A 15,109-nucleotide genomic window follows, 5' to 3' on the forward strand; every position below is an offset into this window, starting at 1 on the left:
CGCTGTTGATGCACATCATGCACCGGCCTCCTGGGGCTCGACGGGCCGGATGCTACGGGGACTTGACCGGTGGGGGTGTGACGCGGGCGGTGAGCAGGGTGATGTCGTCGTCGGCGGAGCCGGGGACGAGGCGGGTGATCAGAGAATCACAGACGTGGTCCAGTGAGGTCTGGGGTTCGGTGAGCAGGCGGATCAGATCGGCGAAGCGTTCGTCGAGGTCGGTGCCGCGGCCTTCGATGAGGCCGTCGGTGTAGAGGACGAGGAGGCTGCCGGCGGGGAACGTCGCTTCGGTCGTCGTGAAGTCGACTCCGCCGACACCCAGCGGGACTCCGGATGCGGTCGGAACGATGTAGGCCCTGCCGTCGGGCTCCAGGACGGCGGGGGGCGGATGGCCGGCGCGGGTGATGGTGCAGTGGCCGGTGGCGGGGTCGCAGACCACGTAGAGGAAGGTGGCGAGCATCGGCTCGGCGAGGTCGGCGAGGGTGGCTTCGAGCTGGTACATCAGGTCGACCGGGGGCATGGCGAGGCGTGACAGGGCCCTCACGGTCGCCGAGAGCCGGCCCATGACCGCGGCGGCGGCGATTCCGTGTCCCATCACGTCCCCGATGGCCAGCGCCGCCTTGCCGCCGGGGAGGGGCAGTACGTCGTACCAGTCGCCCCCGACCTCGTTGATGTCGCTCGCGGGCAGATAGCGGTGGGCGATCTCGATGCCCGGCGGCGGCGTGATGTGTTGCGGCAGCATGCTGCGCTGGAGGACGACGGCGGTCTCGTGCTCGTGCTGGTACAGCCGTGCGTTGTCGATGCTGACGGCGGCGCGGGTGGTGAGCTCGCCGGCGAGGGTGATGTCCTCGGATCCGTACGGTGCTCCGGGTCGCGTGCGGCAGAAGGTGGCCACGCCGAGGACGAGGTCGCGGGCGATCAGCGGCACCATCATGAACGAGTGCACGCCCTTGTTGAGCAGCTGGGCGGGGACGGCTGAGTGACGGGCCGCAGGCGCGATGGTCTGCTCGTCCAGGTGGGCGATCAGATACGGCTGGCGGGCTCTGATGGCCTGCGTGTACGGGGCATGGGCCGGGAACGTGAGCGTACGGCCGAGCGGGGCGAGGAGACGCGTGATCGCGGAACCGGCCAGAGGCGCCTTTCCCAGACGCCGTACGTCGACACCACCGGCGAGCCCCGGGCCCGGTTCGTCGCCGCGGGCGAGGCTGTCCAGGATGTCGACGGTGACGGCGTCGGCCAGCTGCGGCACGGCGAGATCGGCCAGTTCCTGGGCCGTGCGTTCCATGTCGAGACTGGCTCCCATGCGGGAGCTGGCCTCGCTCAGCAGGGCGAGCCTGCGCCGCCCGGCCTCCGCCTCGACGTGGTCACGGTGCTGGGCGGTGACGTCGACGAGGGTGGCGACCACACCGATCGGGCGGCCGCCGGGGTCCTCCATGCTCACGTACGAGCACGACCAGACGTGCTCGTGATCGGGGTCGGCCGGGGTACGACCTGTGCGGTGCCGGTCCAGTACCGGCTCTCCGTAGGCCAGGGCCTCGCGCATCGCGTCCTCGATCTCGCCCGCGTTGACGTCGGGCAGCAGCTCGCTGAGGCGTCGCCCGACGTGGGCGGATTCCGTCAGGCCGTTCATCTCCTCGAGCGCCGGGTTGACCCTCAGGAAACGGAGTTCGGTGTCGAGGAGTCCGATGCCGACCGGTGAGCGGGCGAACAGGCCGTCCCACACCGCCGAGGTTCCGCGGATCCGGCGGGTCGTGTGAGCCTCGGCGGCGAAGATCAGCACCGCTGAGGCACCACGGCGCCGGTCGGGGACGGGGCAGGCCCAGATCTCCAGTTCCAGCGGGTAGTCGTCGTGGTGCCAGGCGGTGACCGTCCCCATCACTCCGCGTCCCGTGGACGCGGTCTCCCACAGCGAACGCCCGAGGCTGCGGTCGGCACCCGGATGAAGGAGGTCGGAGATGTGCCGCCCCACCACCTGCGGCGGAGCGTAACCGAGGAGCTCCTGGGCGCCGTGGTTCCAGCGGACCACCGTCCCGTCGGCCGCGGTGGCCACCTGCGCCACCGCCAGGGATCCCAGCCAGCCACCGGCCTGCTGAGCGGCCACGCTGATCAGCTCCTCGATCGGTTGCTCACTCATCCGGTGCCCTCCGTTCACACTCAGGGACCGGCCGACGAGCGGCCACGTGCGTCGTACGGACCGACCGCGAGCCTCTTTCGGGGGCCGAAGGACCTGCGGTCGTACGTCCCACACCCCCATCGTCGCGCCGGTGGCCCGGCGGCGCCCCCGTACGGACCGGCGCGGCAGCGACAGGTCACCGCGGGGCGTGTCCGGTTTTACATGAGATGTGCCACAGCCGTCGGAGGTGCTTCCCCCTTCCGGACCCGGTGCCCGCTCTGGTAGACGTGGCGAATCCTGTTCGATTTCGCTGAAAGCACTCTCCATGAACCAGGGCCCTGATCCCGACCACGTCACCTTCACCATCGACCTCACCGCCGAGGAGGCCCGCCGACGCGCCGAGGTGGTTGCGGCGCTGGGGCCCGACTGGGACCCCGTGGCCGTCCTGCGGGAGGAGGAGGCCGCGCACGCCCTGCTCTACTCAGGGCTGGACGCCGAGCAGCAGCGGATCCACGACATGCTGGTGGCGGCGGGTGTGCTGCCGGGACAGGAGCCGGGCCGTGCGGCTTCCCATTGATCCCCATGCCGACCGGGCCCGCCGGGCCTGGGTCGCGTGTCCGGGGTGCGACGACGCGCGCGGCTGCGAGCCCTGCGCGCAGCGCCGCAACTGTTCGGAACACTGGCGCTACCTGATCGCCAACAAGGGGCCCAGGGTCCATCTGCAGTGCCCGAACTGCACCCACACCTGGACCCTCGACACCTCGCGCCACCGCCGCACCCGGGGCTGACGCTCAGCAGATCCGTGGCAGCTGCTCACCGAGCGGCATGTCCACCACCCGCGTGCCACCGAGGCCGGTACGGGCGACCACCATGCCCGGATGCGCCTCGACCGCCTCTCCGATCACGGCCGCCCCGGCGCCCAGCGGATGCGCGCGCATCGCGGCGAGCACGGCGTCCGCATGCTCACGTGGGACGAAGGCCACCAGCTTCCCCTCGTTCGCCACGTACATCGGGTCGAGGCCGAGCACCGCACAGGCGTTGGCCACCGGGGCGGGGACGGGGACGGCCCGCTCCTGGATGACGATGCCGGTGCCCGACGCGGCCGCGATCTCGTTGAGCGAGGCGGCGAGCCCTCCGCGCGTGGGGTCACGCAGCACGTGCAGGTCCGGCGTGACCGCGAGCATCGCCTCGACAAGACCACCGAGCGGCGCGCAGTCGCTCTCGATCTCGACGCCGAACTCCAGGCCCTCGCGCACGCTCATGATCGCCACGCCGTGGACGCCGACGGGGCCGCTGACGATCACCACGTCGCCGGGTACGACTCGCTGCGGCCGGAGGTCGACGCCGGGCGGGATCAGACCGATTCCGGAGGTGTTGATGTAGACACCGTCGCCGTGGCCGGCCTCCACCACCTTGGTGTCGCCCGTGGCCACCTGCACGCCCGCCGCTCGTGCGGCGGCCCCGAGAGCGTTCGCCACCCGGGTCACGACGTCGGTCTCCACGCCCTCCTCCAGGATGAAGCCGCAGGACAGATAGGCAGCGTGGGCCCCGCTCATCGCGAGGTCGTTCACCGTGCCGTTGACGGCCAGGTCGCCGATGCTGCCCCCGGGGAAGAACAGGGGGCGCACCACGAAGGAGTCGGTGGAGAAGGCCAGCCGGGCACCGCCGAGTTCGACGGTCGCGGCGTCGGTGGTGACCGAGAGCGCGGGTCCGCCGAAGGCGGGTGCGAAGATCTGCTCGACGAGTTCGGCGGACAGCGCTCCGCCACCGCCGTGGCCCATCACCACACGCGGCTGGTCCCGCAGGGGTGCCGGGCACGTCCAGGCGAGCATGTCGGGCGCCTGCTCCGCAGGGGTGACGCGGGTGAGCTCAGACAACGGAACTTCCCTCCAGAGCCGGGGACTGCGCCGACGGGGACTTCACCGAGGGGGACTTCGGTGACGGGGTGCCGAGGTCGAGCCGCCGGTAGAGGTAGTAGGCGGCGCACGCCCCCTCGCTGGAGACCATGGTGGCGCCCAGCGGGGAGCGGGGAGTGCATGTCGTCCCGAAGGCCTCGCACTCGTGGGGCTTCAGCAGCCCCTGCAGGACCTCGCCACTGCGGCACTCGGCCGGCTCCCGGGTGTCGATCCCCTCGACGGAGAACCGCCGCTCGGCGTCGTACGCGCGGTACCGCTCCGACAGCCGCCAGCCGCTGTCCGGGATGACGCCGATCCCGCGCCAGGCGCGGTCGGTGACCTCGAACACGTCGTCCAGCATCGCCCGGGCGGCGGGGTTGCCCTCGGGCAGTACCGCCCGCGGATAGGCGTTCTCGACGGTGTGCTCCCCGCGCTCCAGCTGCAGCACGGTCCGCCGTACGCCTTCGAGGATGTCCAGCGGCTCGAACCCGGTGACGACGATCGGCACCCGGTGGCGTGCGGCGAGTTCGGGGTACTCGGCCGTGCCCATCACGCTGCACACATGCCCCGCGGCGAGGAATCCCTGGACCCGGCAGTCCGGGGAGTTCATGATCGCCTCGATCGCCGGGGGCACCCGGACGTGGGAGACGAGCAGGCTGAAGTTACGGATGCCGAGCTTGCGCGCCTGATACACCGTCATCGCGTTGGGCGGCGCGGTGGTCTCGAACCCGATGCCGAAGAAGACCACCTCGCGGTCCGGGTTCTGCTCGGCGATCCGCAGCGCGTCGAGCGGGGAGTAGACGACTCTGACGTCACCGCCCTGCCCGCGGACCTGGAAGAGGTCACGGCCGGTGCCGGGCACCCGCAGCATGTCCCCGAAGGAGCAGAAGATCACGCCGGGGCGGGAGGCGATCTCCAGCGCCTTGTCGATCACTTCCAGCGGCGTCACGCACACCGGGCAGCCAGGCCCGTGGATCAACTCCACCTCGGGCGGGAGCAGTTGGTCGATCCCGTGCCGGATGATGGTGTGGGTCTGGCCCCCGCAGACCTCCATCAGCGCCCAGGGCCGGGTCACCGTCGCGCGGATGTCGTCGAGCAGCCGCCGGGCCAGCTCGGGGTCCTGGAACTCGTCGATGTACTTCACCGCGTCACCTCTCCGGCGAGGCCGTCCTGCGCCGGTCGCTCGTTGCCCGTCGCTTCGGCGGCCTCCCACGGGTCGCCGAACTCCTCCTGGAGCATGCCGAGGGTCTCGAACAGCTCCAGCGTCCTCCTGGCCGACTCCTCGTCCAGACGCTGCAGGGCGAACCCGACATGGACGATGGCGTACTCACCGGGCTTCAGGTCCGGCAGGTACTCCAGGCACACCTCCTTGATCACACCGCCGAAGTCGACGGTGGCCATCCGGGTGCCGTCCCGGTCCTCCACGTCCAGCACTTTTCCCGGTACCGCCAGACACATGGGTGTCTCCTCACTGTCGCTCTCGTGGTGGCGTGCCGGTGGCCGCCCGGTCGGTGACACGCGCGGCCACGACGAGCTGGCCGAGAGCCAGACCGCCGTCGTTCGGCGGGATCAGGCGATGGCGCAGCACGGTGAAGCCGTCCTCCCGCAGTCCGCGGGCGCAGGCCGAGGAGAGCACGGTGTTCGCGAACACTCCCCCGGTCAACGCCACCGTCTCCACACCGGTCTCGCTCCGGGCGGCGGCGCAGACCGTACGCACCAAGTGCGCCACGGCACGGTGGAACCGCGCCGCGACGACGGCCGCGGGGGTCCCGTCCAGGACGTCCGCGGCCACCGCCGTCAGCAGGGGTGCGGGGTCGGCGGTGAGCGGGGCTCCGGCCTGCCGCGAGCCGAGCCGGAAGGCGTAGCGTCCGTCCTCCGCCGTCTCCGGTGCGCGCAGGGCCGCGGCCTCCAGCTCGATCGCGGCCTGCGCCTCGTATCCGGAGTGGTGGCAGATCCCCGCGAGGGAGGAGACGGCGTCGAAGAGGCGCCCCATGCTGGACGTGGGCGTGCAGTTCAGCTCGCGCGCCAACTGCCTCTCCATTACGGGAAGTTCTCCCGGCGCACAGGCTCGCGTGCAGGGCAGTCCCGGGTCGGCGGCGAGGCCCGCGGCCCGCAGGTGGGCCACGGCCATGCGGTAGGGCCGCCGTACGGCTGCGTCGCCGCCGGGCAGGGGTACATAGGTCAGGTGCGCGAACCTCGAGAACCCGGCGTAGTCCGCGACAAGGAACTCGCCGCCCCACACCGCGCCGTCGAGGCCGTATCCGGTGCCGTCGAAGGCCACGCCGATCACGGGCCGCGTGCCGTCGAGGCCGTTCTCGGCCATCGCCGCGGCGACGTGCGCGTGGTGGTGCTGCACGGGGACGACGGGCCGCCCGGCGGCATGGTCGCGGGCCCAGCGGGTGGACCGATAGGCGGGGTGACGGTCCGCGGCCAGCAGTCCGGGCCGTACGCCCGTGACGGACTCCAACTGCCGCTCGGCGGTGGCGAGGGCGAGCTGGGTGGCGAGGTCGTCCATGTCGCCGATGTGGGCGGAGAGCCAGGCCTGGCGCCCCTCACCGAGGCAGAAGGTGTTCTTCAGGTCCCCGCCCACGGCGAGGGTGGGGGCGACCTCGACGGGCAGCGTGACCGGCAGCGGGGCGTACCCCCGGGAGCGGCGCAGCGTCAGCTGTTCGCCGTCGCAGACACGGACGACGGAGTCGTCGCAGGGCACATGGATGGGACGGTCGTGCAGCAGCCACGCGTCCGCCAGACCGGCGAGCCGGGTCAGTGCCTCGGCGTCGTCCGTGACGATGGGTTCGCCCGAGAGATTGCCACTGGTCATGACGAGCAGCCTGGGACCGGCCGCCCGGTCCGGTGCGCCGAGTCCGAGGAGCAGGTGGTGCACGGGCGTGTACGGGAGCATGAAGCCGAGGTCCGGGCTGCCGGGCGCCACCGCGTGCGCCGGGGCCGCCCCGGGGCGTGGCCGGGCGTCGTCGCGGCGCCGCAGGAGCACCACGGGCCGGACGACGCCGGCGAGGAGCTCACGTTCGAGCGGGCCGAGGTGCACAAGGGGCTCGATGTCGGCGAGGTCCGCCGCCATCAGCGCGAAGGGCTTGTCACCGCGCGCCTTGCGACGGCGCAGTTCGGCCACGGCATCCGGGTTCGTCGCGTCGCAGGCCAGGTGGTAGCCCCCCAGGCCCTTGACGGCGAGGATCGCACCGGCCGCGAGCATCCGACGCGCGGCGACGATGGGATCGCTTCCGGAGCCGGCGTCGGGGTCCGGATCGGGGCCGGGGTCCGCATCGAGGCCGGTGACCGGGTCGTGGCCGGTGACCGGCTCGGGGTCGGTGACCGGCTCGGGGTCGGTGACCGGGTCGGGACGGACACCGGGATCCGCGCCGGAGTCGCAGCCGGAGCCGGATGACTCAGGGTCGCCCGATGCCGTGACCAGCCGCAGCACCGGTCCGCAGCGGGGGCAGGCGACGGGCTGGGCGTGGAAGCGTCGGTCCGCCGGGTCCGCGTACTCCCGGGCGCAGTCCGGACACATCGGGAAGCCGGTCATGGTGGTGTGGACCCGGTCGTAGGGCAGACCGGTGACGATGGTGAACCGGGGGCCGCAATGGGTGCACGTGATGAAGGGGTGCAGATGCCGCCGATCGGCCGGATCCGCTAGCTCCGCGAGGCAGGCGTCGCAGGTGGCCGTGTCGGGCGGGACGAGCGTGCGGACGGCGCCGCCCTGCCGGGAGGGCACGATCATGAATCCGCTGCCGCCGCTCGCGGCCACCTCGGCCGCCTCGACGGAATCCACCCGGGCCAGGGGAGGCGCGTCGGGTGCGATGCGTGCGCAGAAGGCGGCCACGTCGGTGGGGTCGCCCTCGACCTCCGCGACGACGCCGTCCGCCGTGTTGGTGACGTGCCCGGACAGGCGCAACCCGGTGGCGAGGGCATAGACGTAGGGCCGGAACCCCACGCCCTGCACGACACCGCGCACGACGACCCGGCTGCGCTGCGGAGTCGTCGCGGGTGCGGATCGAGGCCTCGCCGTGGTCACGCGCCGGCCTGGGCCATCACCGGGGTGTGGACGCGGTTCCCCTCGGCCGCGGCCAGAGCCCGGTCCAGCAGCGCGCCGGCGCCCCGGCCGTCACGCACGGAGCTGAGGACGACCTCGACGCCGGGGTTGACCTGCTGCACGTTGCGGAGGAAGGCCGCCTCGTCGAAATCCGCGGCCTCGGCCATGTCGGTCTTGGTGACGATCACCAGCTGGGCGAGGCCGAACGCGGTGGGGTACTTCAGGGGCTTGTCCTCGCCTTCGGTCACCGAGGCGAGCACGACCCGGAGGGACTCGCCCAGGTCGTAGCCCGCAGGGCAGACCAGGTTGCCCACGTTCTCGACGAACAGCAGCCGGGTGGATTCGGGAAGCCAGTCGTGCAGGTGCCGGGCGACCATGTCGGCCTCCAGATGACACAGACCGTCGGTGAGCACCTGCTTGACGGGAACCCCCGAGCGGGCCAGTCGCCGGGCGTCGTTCTCCGTGGCCAGGTCGGCGGTGAGCGCGGCGGCGCCGACGCCCCGTTCGACCGCCAGCCGCAGTTCGCGTTCCAGCAGTGCGGTCTTCCCACTCCCGGGGCTGGAGAGGAGGTTGACCACCGTGGTGCCGCGGGCGGTCAGTTCGGTGCGCAGGATCTGTGCCGCGGCCTCGTTCTTGGCGAGGACGGCACGCTGGAGATCGACTGCTCGGCACATGCTCAGCTCTCCTCGGTGATCGGTTGGCGATGTCGCGGGACGGGGGCGTCGGGGTCCGCCCACCGGACTTCCCGGATCTGCAGTTCGCGCCCTGCCACGAGCTCGCAGGCCGCGGCGCCGCAACCGGGACAGAGCAGCCGCGGCGGCATGCCGACCGCCCAGGTCTCGGCGCACGGTTGACAGCGCGCCATGCCCGGGACGGTACGGGTGATCAGCTCTGCGCCCTCGACGACGGTTCCGGCGCAGGCGAGTTCGAAGCAGAAGGCGAGGGCGTCGGCGACGACGCCGGCCAGCTCGCCCACGTCGAGTCGGATGCTGTCGACACCGACAGCCCCGCGAGACCTTGCCGCTGCTTCGACCTGGTCGACGACGGCCACCGCGAGGGACATCTCGTGCATCGGTCTCCGTCCTCGGCGCGGGGGTGGGTCTCGGGCGCCATTAGAGGACGGGCGGCGGCGGGTGCCCGCCCGGCGCGCCGGGACCGCACGGCGGTGTCGTCCGTTCGGTGCAGCCGCTCCCGCGCCGGGCCGAGGTACGTCACGGCCCGGGCGGCGTCACCGCGGAGCGTCACATCCTGCTGATGCGCAGATAGCGCCGGATGTCGGGGAGGACTCCCACGACGACGGCGACGACGGCCAGGGCGGCGGTGACGGCGGCTGTGGCGCCGAGGACGCTCTTGTGCATGGTGCTCTCCGTTTCGGTCTTCATACGGCGGCTTCCTGGCGGACCAGTTCGGTCACCATGCGCACCGCCTCGGGCACCGCGGCGGCGACCTGGGGGCTCAGCCCGATGCCCTCGTCGAGGCAGGCCGGTTCGCAGCCGACGACGAGGATGCGCCGCGGCGGTGCGGCCCCGGTTCCCGCGCACAGGGTGTCGAGCAGGGCGAGGACGGTGTCGGGCGTCATCCGGTGGCCGTCGAGCGGTGCGGGCTCCGTGCCGGAGGTCCGCTCGCCGGCCGTCGAGGCGTCGATCAGGTACAGCGTTCCCGGTTCGCCTCCGCGGGCGGTGACGTCGACGAGGACGAGGGTGTCCCAGCCGTCGAGGAGCTGGTAGGCAAGATGGACTCCGCGGACTCCGACGTCGGCCAGCTCGACGAACGGCGGAAGTTCCTCCCGGGTGAGCCGTCGCAGGGTCTCGACGCCGAATCCGTCGTCGCCGAGGAAGATGTTGCCGACCCCGGCCACGAGGACGCGGCCCGCGCCTGGCTGGGCGGTGCGGGCTTCGTGGCCGCCGGCCGTAGCGGGCGCCGAGGCGTCGGGTGCGGGCCCGTTCACACGTCCTCCAGTGCTTCGACCTCGTCGGGCTGGAAGTAGAGGAACCGGCCCTGTTCGCGGCGGATGTCGGCTCCCGGGTCGTCCTCCACGGTCACGGCGATGTGGACCCCGCCGTCGACGTCGTGCAGCACCGCCTCGACGAGAGCGGCACGCCCGTCGAGGAACAGGTCCTGGGCGTCGGTGTGCCGCAGCCCTGGGCGCAGGAGGACCCTGCTGCCCGCGCGGACCGCGTGTCCGTCGACGAGGACGTGATCGCGCCCCGGATCGACGCTCGTGTCGCCGCCCGGGTCCCACCAGGGGGTGTCCGGTTCGAGGACGCCGCCGGCCGGTTCCTTGGGTCCGGTGACGCTCCGGAGGCTGCGTACCGCTCCGTGCAGACGCTCGAGGACCTCGGGCGGCATGGTGTCCGCCAGCTCGATCACGGCCGCGGCGCGGGCGTCGGTGCCCCTGGCTTCGCGCTTCTCCTCGTCGGTGAGGGCGGCGGTGCGCAGGGCGAGGATCTCGTCGATCTCGGTGGCGTCGTAGAGGGCGCCGGGGCTCTCCGGTGCGATGGCCGGGTGGTCCTCGAGGATGATCGGTGAGGAAAGCATCAGGTCGTCGCGGCCGGGTTCGCCGGCCAGGACGGGCCAGGTGTGCAGGTTGCGGCAGGCGGCGACGGCGCCCTTGGCCCATTCCGGCGGGTCGGTCATCGACAGGAACGACCCGCCGTCGAGGCGGAGCAGCGTATGCGTGGCGACGAGGGAGTACGGCAGCGCCGCGTGGCGGTCCGTCTCCCGCTCGGCGGTCCACGTGCTGGTGTTCTCCACCGTGACCGAGAGGCGCTCGACGCGGTACGGGCCGTCGAGTTCGGCCGCCGAGATCCGCAGGGTGCCGCTGATCTCCTCGCGTCGGCGTACCAGACGGCCGAGGACGCGTCCGTCGGCGCCGGTGACCTCCTCCACCTCCTCGGCGGCCGGGCGGGTGAAGGGCAGGGCGGTACCGTCGCCCCTCAGTTCGCCGACGGGGACGACGAGGGTGACGCGCTCCTCGACGCCCTCGTCCCAGGCCACCAGAACCCGGTCGGGCAGGCGCAGTTCGCCGGTCGGAGCGAAGGTGCCGTCCTCGCGGAGTTCCTCGACGGTACGCCGCTGGGCGCGCAGGAAGCGGACCTCCACGGCGAGTTCGGCGCCGGTCCTGGGCTCCATCAGGCACTCGGTGAGCTGGAAGTCGTGCTCCTCGGCGGCGGCGCTCCAGGACGGCGGCACCAGGACCCCGAACTGCCAGCGGAGCCGGTTCTTCGCGGCGGACGCACGGTACGGGTAGAGCACGTACCCCTCGAAGAGGACGGCGTCCGCGACGTGCCGGGCGACGGCGAACCGCGCCTCGGTGCCGGGGGTGAAGGCGACGGTGGTCATCGTGTCCTCTCCCCCGCCGCTTCGAGCAGGGACTCGACGGTGGCCTGCCAGGACGGGAGGGCCCGGCGGGAGCGGTAGGCGAGCAGGGAGTCCATCGCGTCGCCCGGGAGCCGGATCCATCCGCAGCCGGGGAAGTGCTGGTCGATCATCTCCCGCCAGACCTTCACGGGCATCCGGTACGCGACCTCCCTGTCCCAGGGCACGGGCTCGACGTTGAAGCCGCCGGCGCCGGTGAAGGCGGTGCCGGAGAAGAGCAGGAGCAGCGGTACGTCACCGTCGGAGAGGGCCCGGAAGTAGCGCGACGCGGCGATGTCGGTGTCGTAGGTGCACGGGACGACGAGGTCGGTCTCGATCTCGCCGGTGAAGCCGGGCACCATGACGGAGGCCTGGGCGAACTGGACCGGGTTGAGGCTGCTGCCCCACCGGGAACGTTCGCCGAAGAGGTCCGCCAGGGCCTCGGCCTCGACGTCGTCGTAGCCGCGCCGGGCGGGTTCGATGCGGATCTGGCAGCGCAGGGCCATGGCGTGGACCCGGGTGCCGCCGGTTGCGGTGATCCGCAGCCGGAACACGAGCGTGGGTCCCGCCGCGTAGGCGTCGGCGCGGACGTCGGTGCAGCTGAAGGAGAACTCGGTCACGGCCGGCTCCCCTGCGGCTCGCGTGCCAGGCCGCGTACGTGGGTGAAGAGGGCGTCCAGGTCGGCGCGGGCCTCCGCGCCTCCGTCGAAGCCCTGCCAGTGCAGTCGCATGCGGCCAACCAGCTCGTAGCAGAGGTCGATGGGCACGAGGAAGCACTCCGTGCGGCCCTCGTGGCGTCGCAGCAGCAGGGCCTCCACGTCGGGTTCGAGGTGGGCGGCGAGCCGAGTGGCATCGAGGACGGACCGCCAGGCGTCTTCCTCGAGTTCGCTCTCGGTGGCGCCGGCGGGGCTGGGGTAGAGCGCCACCGGCCGGTCGAGGGCGGAGTTGCGGAAGAAGAAGGCGACCGAGACCGGGATCCGCAGCGTCTCCCACGCCTGGTCGTCGATCCGGTGGCCGGGGTCGCTCAGGAAGCGGCCGGGGACCGCCCGGAAGCGCCCCGGGGAGGCGCCGGAGCGGTCCATGAGCTGCGAGCACGGACCGCAGGCGCAGACCAGGGCCCGCTTGTCGATGTCCACCAGATGCCGGTGACGCTCACCGGCCAGCTGGACCCCGCACAGTTCGCAGCGCTCCTCGCGGGGCGGACGCGGAGTGGTGAACCGGCGCAGGCCCGTGGGCCTCGTGGACCGCACGGAGCCGTTCGGCGGCCCGTTCACAAGGCCGCCGACGAGCGGTCGTCCGCGCCCGCGAGCGACGGACGGGTGGCGATCTGGAGCAGCGCGGGCTCGCGCGGAGCGGCGGTCTCCAGCTCGACGTCGGTCACCTCCGGGGCGAAGCACGCGAGGGCGTCTACGGCCGCCTGACGGACGGACTCCTGGGTGCTGGGGCAGCCGCAGCCGGACGAGGCGGTGACCCGCAGCCTCAACACCCCTGTCGCCACGTCGAATCCGGCGTTGTCCACGGGCTGCGGCAGCGCGGACAGGGCCCGGTCGATCCGGGTCGGCGCGTCCTCGGGATGCAGTCCGTGCAGATTGAGCAGGCTCGCGACGAGTTCGTCCGCGAGCAGCGGACCCAACGGGTCGGCCGGCGGACGGGCGGCGGGGCGCCCGAGGAGGTCGACGACGCGGGCGATGCCGCTGCCGTAGAACTCCATGAGGACGCGTACGACTTCCTCGGCCGCCGCGCAGGCCTCGGCGTCCCCGTTCTCCGCCAGCCGGTCCAGGACCTCCTCGACCCGTCGGCCCGCCTGTTCGGCGGTGGTCGCGCTCATCCGGCCAGACCGCTCAGGCCGGTGGGCACGTGCATCTGCTTCACGGTCCTGCCGTTGCCCGTGTACATGTGGACGCCGCACGGCAGACAGGGGTCGAAGCTGCGCACGGCGCGCATGATGTCGATGCCCTTGAAGTTCTCGGGCGTGTTCTCCTCGAAGATCGGGGTGTTCTGCACGGCGTCCTCGTACGGACCGGGGGTGCCGAACGTGTCCCGGGTGGAGGCGTTCCACGGGGTGGGCGGATAGGGGTGGTAGTTGGCGATCTTGCCGTCCCGGATGACCATGTGGTGCGAGAGGACACCGCGGACGGCCTCGGTGAAACCGACGCCGATCGACTCGTCCGGCACCTCGAACTTCTCCCACGTCTGGGTGCGTCCGGCGCGGACCTCCTCCAGGCCCTTCTCGGCGCAGTGCAGGGCGACGGCGGCCGCGTACGCCTGGAAGTAGGTCCGGGCGCGGTTGCGCTCCAGGGCGTTGCTCCACTTCGGGATCTTCCACTCGAAGGTGGTCTCCGGCTTGGTCATCGTGCGGGGCAGGTTGATGACGACGCTGTGCCCGGTGGCCTTGACGTAGCCGATGTCGACGAGGCCGGACAGCGCGGTGGACCACAGGCGGGCGATGGGGCCGCCGCCGGTGTCCAGCGCGAGGTGGTCCTTGCCGTCGAACCAGCGCGGGGACATGACCCAGCTGTACTTGTCGTCGAAGTTCCGCTTCTGCGGGGCCGGGATGGTGTGCTGGTTCCAGGGGTGCCGCGGGTCGACCGGGTTGCCCAGCGGGTCATGGGTGACGAACTGTTCCTGCCCCTGCCAGTCCTCGTAGTACGAGCTGCCGAGCAGGATGCGGATGCCGAGGTTGATCTCGGTGAGGTCGTTGGTCACCAGCTTGCCGTCGACGACGACGCCCGGGGTGACGAACATCTTCCGTCCCCAGTCGGTCATGTTGGCGTAGGTGAAGTCGCAGTGCTCGGGGTCGTTGAGCGCGCCCCAGCAGCCGAGCAGCACACGGCGGCGGCCGACCTCCTCGTAGCCGGGCAGCGCCTCGTAGAAGAAGTCGAAGAGGTCGTCGTGGAGCGGGACGACACGCTTCATGAACTCCACGTACCGCATGAGACGGCTCATGTAGTCGGTGAACAGCTGCACCGACGCGACCGTGCCGACACCGCCCGGGTAGAGCGTGGAGGGGTGGACGTGGCGCCCCTCCATCAGACAGAACATCTCGCGGGTGTAGCGGCTGACCTGGAGCGCCTCGCGGTAGAACTCGCCCTCGAGGGGGTTGAGGGACCGCATGATGTCGGCGATCGTGCGGTAGCCGTGCTCGGCGGCGTGTGGGGCTTCGGTGCGCTCGGCAAGCTCCAGGACCCCGGGGTTGGTCTCGCGGACCATCTTCTCGCAGTAGTCGACCCCGACCAGGTTCTCCTGGAAGATGTTGTGGTCGAACATGTACTCCGCGGACTCGCCGAGGTTGATGATCCACTCACCGAGGTGCGGCGGCTTCACTCCGTACGCCATGTTCTGCGCGTACACGGAGCAGGTGGCGTGGTTGTCGCCACAGATGCCGCAGATGCGGCTGGTGATGAAGTGCGCGTCGCGGGGGTCCTTGCCCCGCATGAAGACGCTGTAGCCGCGGAAGACGGAGGACGTGCTGTAGCACTCCGCGACGCGCTTCTGCTTGAAATCGATCTTGGTGTGGATGCCGAGGCTGCCCACGATCCGGGTGATGGGATCCCAGGCCATCTCCACAAGTCCGGAGCCGTCACCCGTCGTCTTCGCCGGAGGTGCCATGGTCGTTGTGGTGCCCTTCGTGAGCTCTTCGACTTCGCGAACAGTGGAGTGGATGGGGGTCTGTTGGTGCAGCGGGGTGGGGTGACCT

The 15,109-nt window shown here is 71.7% G+C and carries 16 protein-coding genes; 2 read left to right on the forward strand and 14 right to left on the reverse strand.

Annotation, left to right across the window (positions count from 1 at the left end; all coding sequences use genetic code 11):
* Window positions 1–52 precede the first annotated feature (52 nt).
* Window positions 53–2,134: a SpoIIE family protein phosphatase gene (locus ACZ561_RS10840; protein ID WP_470992246.1), complete on the reverse strand. Its 2,082-nt coding sequence runs from the start codon at window positions 2,132–2,134 to the stop codon at window positions 53–55.
* A gap of 304 nt (window positions 2,135–2,438) precedes the next feature.
* On the opposite strand from ACZ561_RS10840, the gene ACZ561_RS10845 reads away from it, so the two are divergent.
* Both ACZ561_RS10845 and ACZ561_RS10850 read left to right on the forward strand, forming a co-directional pair.
* Complete coding sequence (locus ACZ561_RS10845; protein WP_329112751.1) at window positions 2,439–2,690, forward strand: DUF6400 family protein; 252 nt, start codon at window positions 2,439–2,441, stop codon at window positions 2,688–2,690.
* A complete protein-coding gene (locus tag ACZ561_RS10850) occupies window positions 2,674–2,901 on the forward strand; it encodes a hypothetical protein (protein WP_470992250.1) in 228 nt (75 codons plus the stop codon). Before ACZ561_RS10845 ends, ACZ561_RS10850 begins: the two co-directional genes overlap by 17 nt.
* A gap of 3 nt (window positions 2,902–2,904) precedes the next feature.
* Here ACZ561_RS10850 and hypE read toward each other — a convergent pair whose 3' ends face one another.
* The 13 genes from hypE to ACZ561_RS10915 form a co-directional block, all read right to left on the reverse strand.
* Complete coding sequence (gene hypE, locus ACZ561_RS10855; RefSeq protein ID WP_470992980.1) at window positions 2,905–3,945, reverse strand: hydrogenase expression/formation protein HypE; 1,041 nt, start codon at window positions 3,943–3,945, stop codon at window positions 2,905–2,907.
* 37 nt (window positions 3,946–3,982) lie between these two features.
* Window positions 3,983–5,152 carry a hydrogenase formation protein HypD gene (gene hypD / locus ACZ561_RS10860; protein ID WP_470992253.1) on the reverse strand — a complete coding sequence of 390 codons (1,170 nt, stop codon included), beginning with the start codon at window positions 5,150–5,152 and terminating at the stop codon, window positions 3,983–3,985.
* Window positions 5,149–5,466, reverse strand: a complete 318-nt coding sequence (locus ACZ561_RS10865) for a HypC/HybG/HupF family hydrogenase formation chaperone (protein WP_470992255.1) — start codon at window positions 5,464–5,466, stop codon at window positions 5,149–5,151. Before ACZ561_RS10865 ends, hypD begins: the two co-directional genes overlap by 4 nt.
* Window positions 5,467–5,476: 10 nt before the next feature.
* The gene (gene hypF, locus ACZ561_RS10870; RefSeq protein WP_470992258.1) at window positions 5,477–8,038 is read right to left on the reverse strand and encodes a carbamoyltransferase HypF; all 2,562 of its coding nucleotides are present in this window, start codon (window positions 8,036–8,038) and stop codon (window positions 5,477–5,479) included.
* The gene (gene hypB / locus ACZ561_RS10875; protein ID WP_470992261.1) at window positions 8,035–8,730 is read right to left on the reverse strand and encodes a hydrogenase nickel incorporation protein HypB; all 696 of its coding nucleotides are present in this window, start codon (window positions 8,728–8,730) and stop codon (window positions 8,035–8,037) included. The genes hypF and hypB overlap by 4 nt, the downstream gene beginning before the upstream one ends.
* A gap of 2 nt (window positions 8,731–8,732) precedes the next feature.
* Window positions 8,733–9,128 carry a hydrogenase maturation nickel metallochaperone HypA/HybF gene (locus tag ACZ561_RS10880; RefSeq protein ID WP_470992264.1) on the reverse strand — a complete coding sequence of 132 codons (396 nt, stop codon included), beginning with the start codon at window positions 9,126–9,128 and terminating at the stop codon, window positions 8,733–8,735.
* 169 nt (window positions 9,129–9,297) lie between these two features.
* Window positions 9,298–9,438 carry a DUF6893 family small protein gene (locus ACZ561_RS10885; RefSeq protein ID WP_470992266.1) on the reverse strand — a complete coding sequence of 47 codons (141 nt, stop codon included), beginning with the start codon at window positions 9,436–9,438 and terminating at the stop codon, window positions 9,298–9,300.
* Window positions 9,435–9,914, reverse strand: a complete 480-nt coding sequence (locus ACZ561_RS10890) for a hydrogenase maturation protease (RefSeq protein WP_470992983.1) — start codon at window positions 9,912–9,914, stop codon at window positions 9,435–9,437. Before ACZ561_RS10890 ends, ACZ561_RS10885 begins: the two co-directional genes overlap by 4 nt.
* Before the next feature lie 86 nt (window positions 9,915–10,000).
* The gene (locus tag ACZ561_RS10895) at window positions 10,001–11,398 is read right to left on the reverse strand and encodes a hypothetical protein (protein WP_470992269.1); all 1,398 of its coding nucleotides are present in this window, start codon (window positions 11,396–11,398) and stop codon (window positions 10,001–10,003) included.
* Complete coding sequence (locus ACZ561_RS10900; RefSeq protein ID WP_470992272.1) at window positions 11,395–12,033, reverse strand: DUF6084 family protein; 639 nt, start codon at window positions 12,031–12,033, stop codon at window positions 11,395–11,397. The genes ACZ561_RS10895 and ACZ561_RS10900 overlap by 4 nt, the downstream gene beginning before the upstream one ends.
* On the reverse strand, window positions 12,030–12,662 hold the full coding sequence (locus tag ACZ561_RS10905; RefSeq protein ID WP_470992275.1) for a DUF5947 family protein: 633 nt from the start codon (window positions 12,660–12,662) through the stop codon (window positions 12,030–12,032). Before ACZ561_RS10905 ends, ACZ561_RS10900 begins: the two co-directional genes overlap by 4 nt.
* A gap of 20 nt (window positions 12,663–12,682) precedes the next feature.
* A complete protein-coding gene (locus ACZ561_RS10910; protein WP_470992277.1) occupies window positions 12,683–13,240 on the reverse strand; it encodes a hypothetical protein in 558 nt (185 codons plus the stop codon).
* The gene (locus tag ACZ561_RS10915; protein ID WP_470992280.1) at window positions 13,237–15,021 is read right to left on the reverse strand and encodes a nickel-dependent hydrogenase large subunit; all 1,785 of its coding nucleotides are present in this window, start codon (window positions 15,019–15,021) and stop codon (window positions 13,237–13,239) included. The genes ACZ561_RS10910 and ACZ561_RS10915 overlap by 4 nt, the downstream gene beginning before the upstream one ends.
* Window positions 15,022–15,109 lie beyond the last annotated feature (88 nt).

It is taken from the genome of Streptomyces sp. NPDC039609 (genome assembly GCF_055596705.1).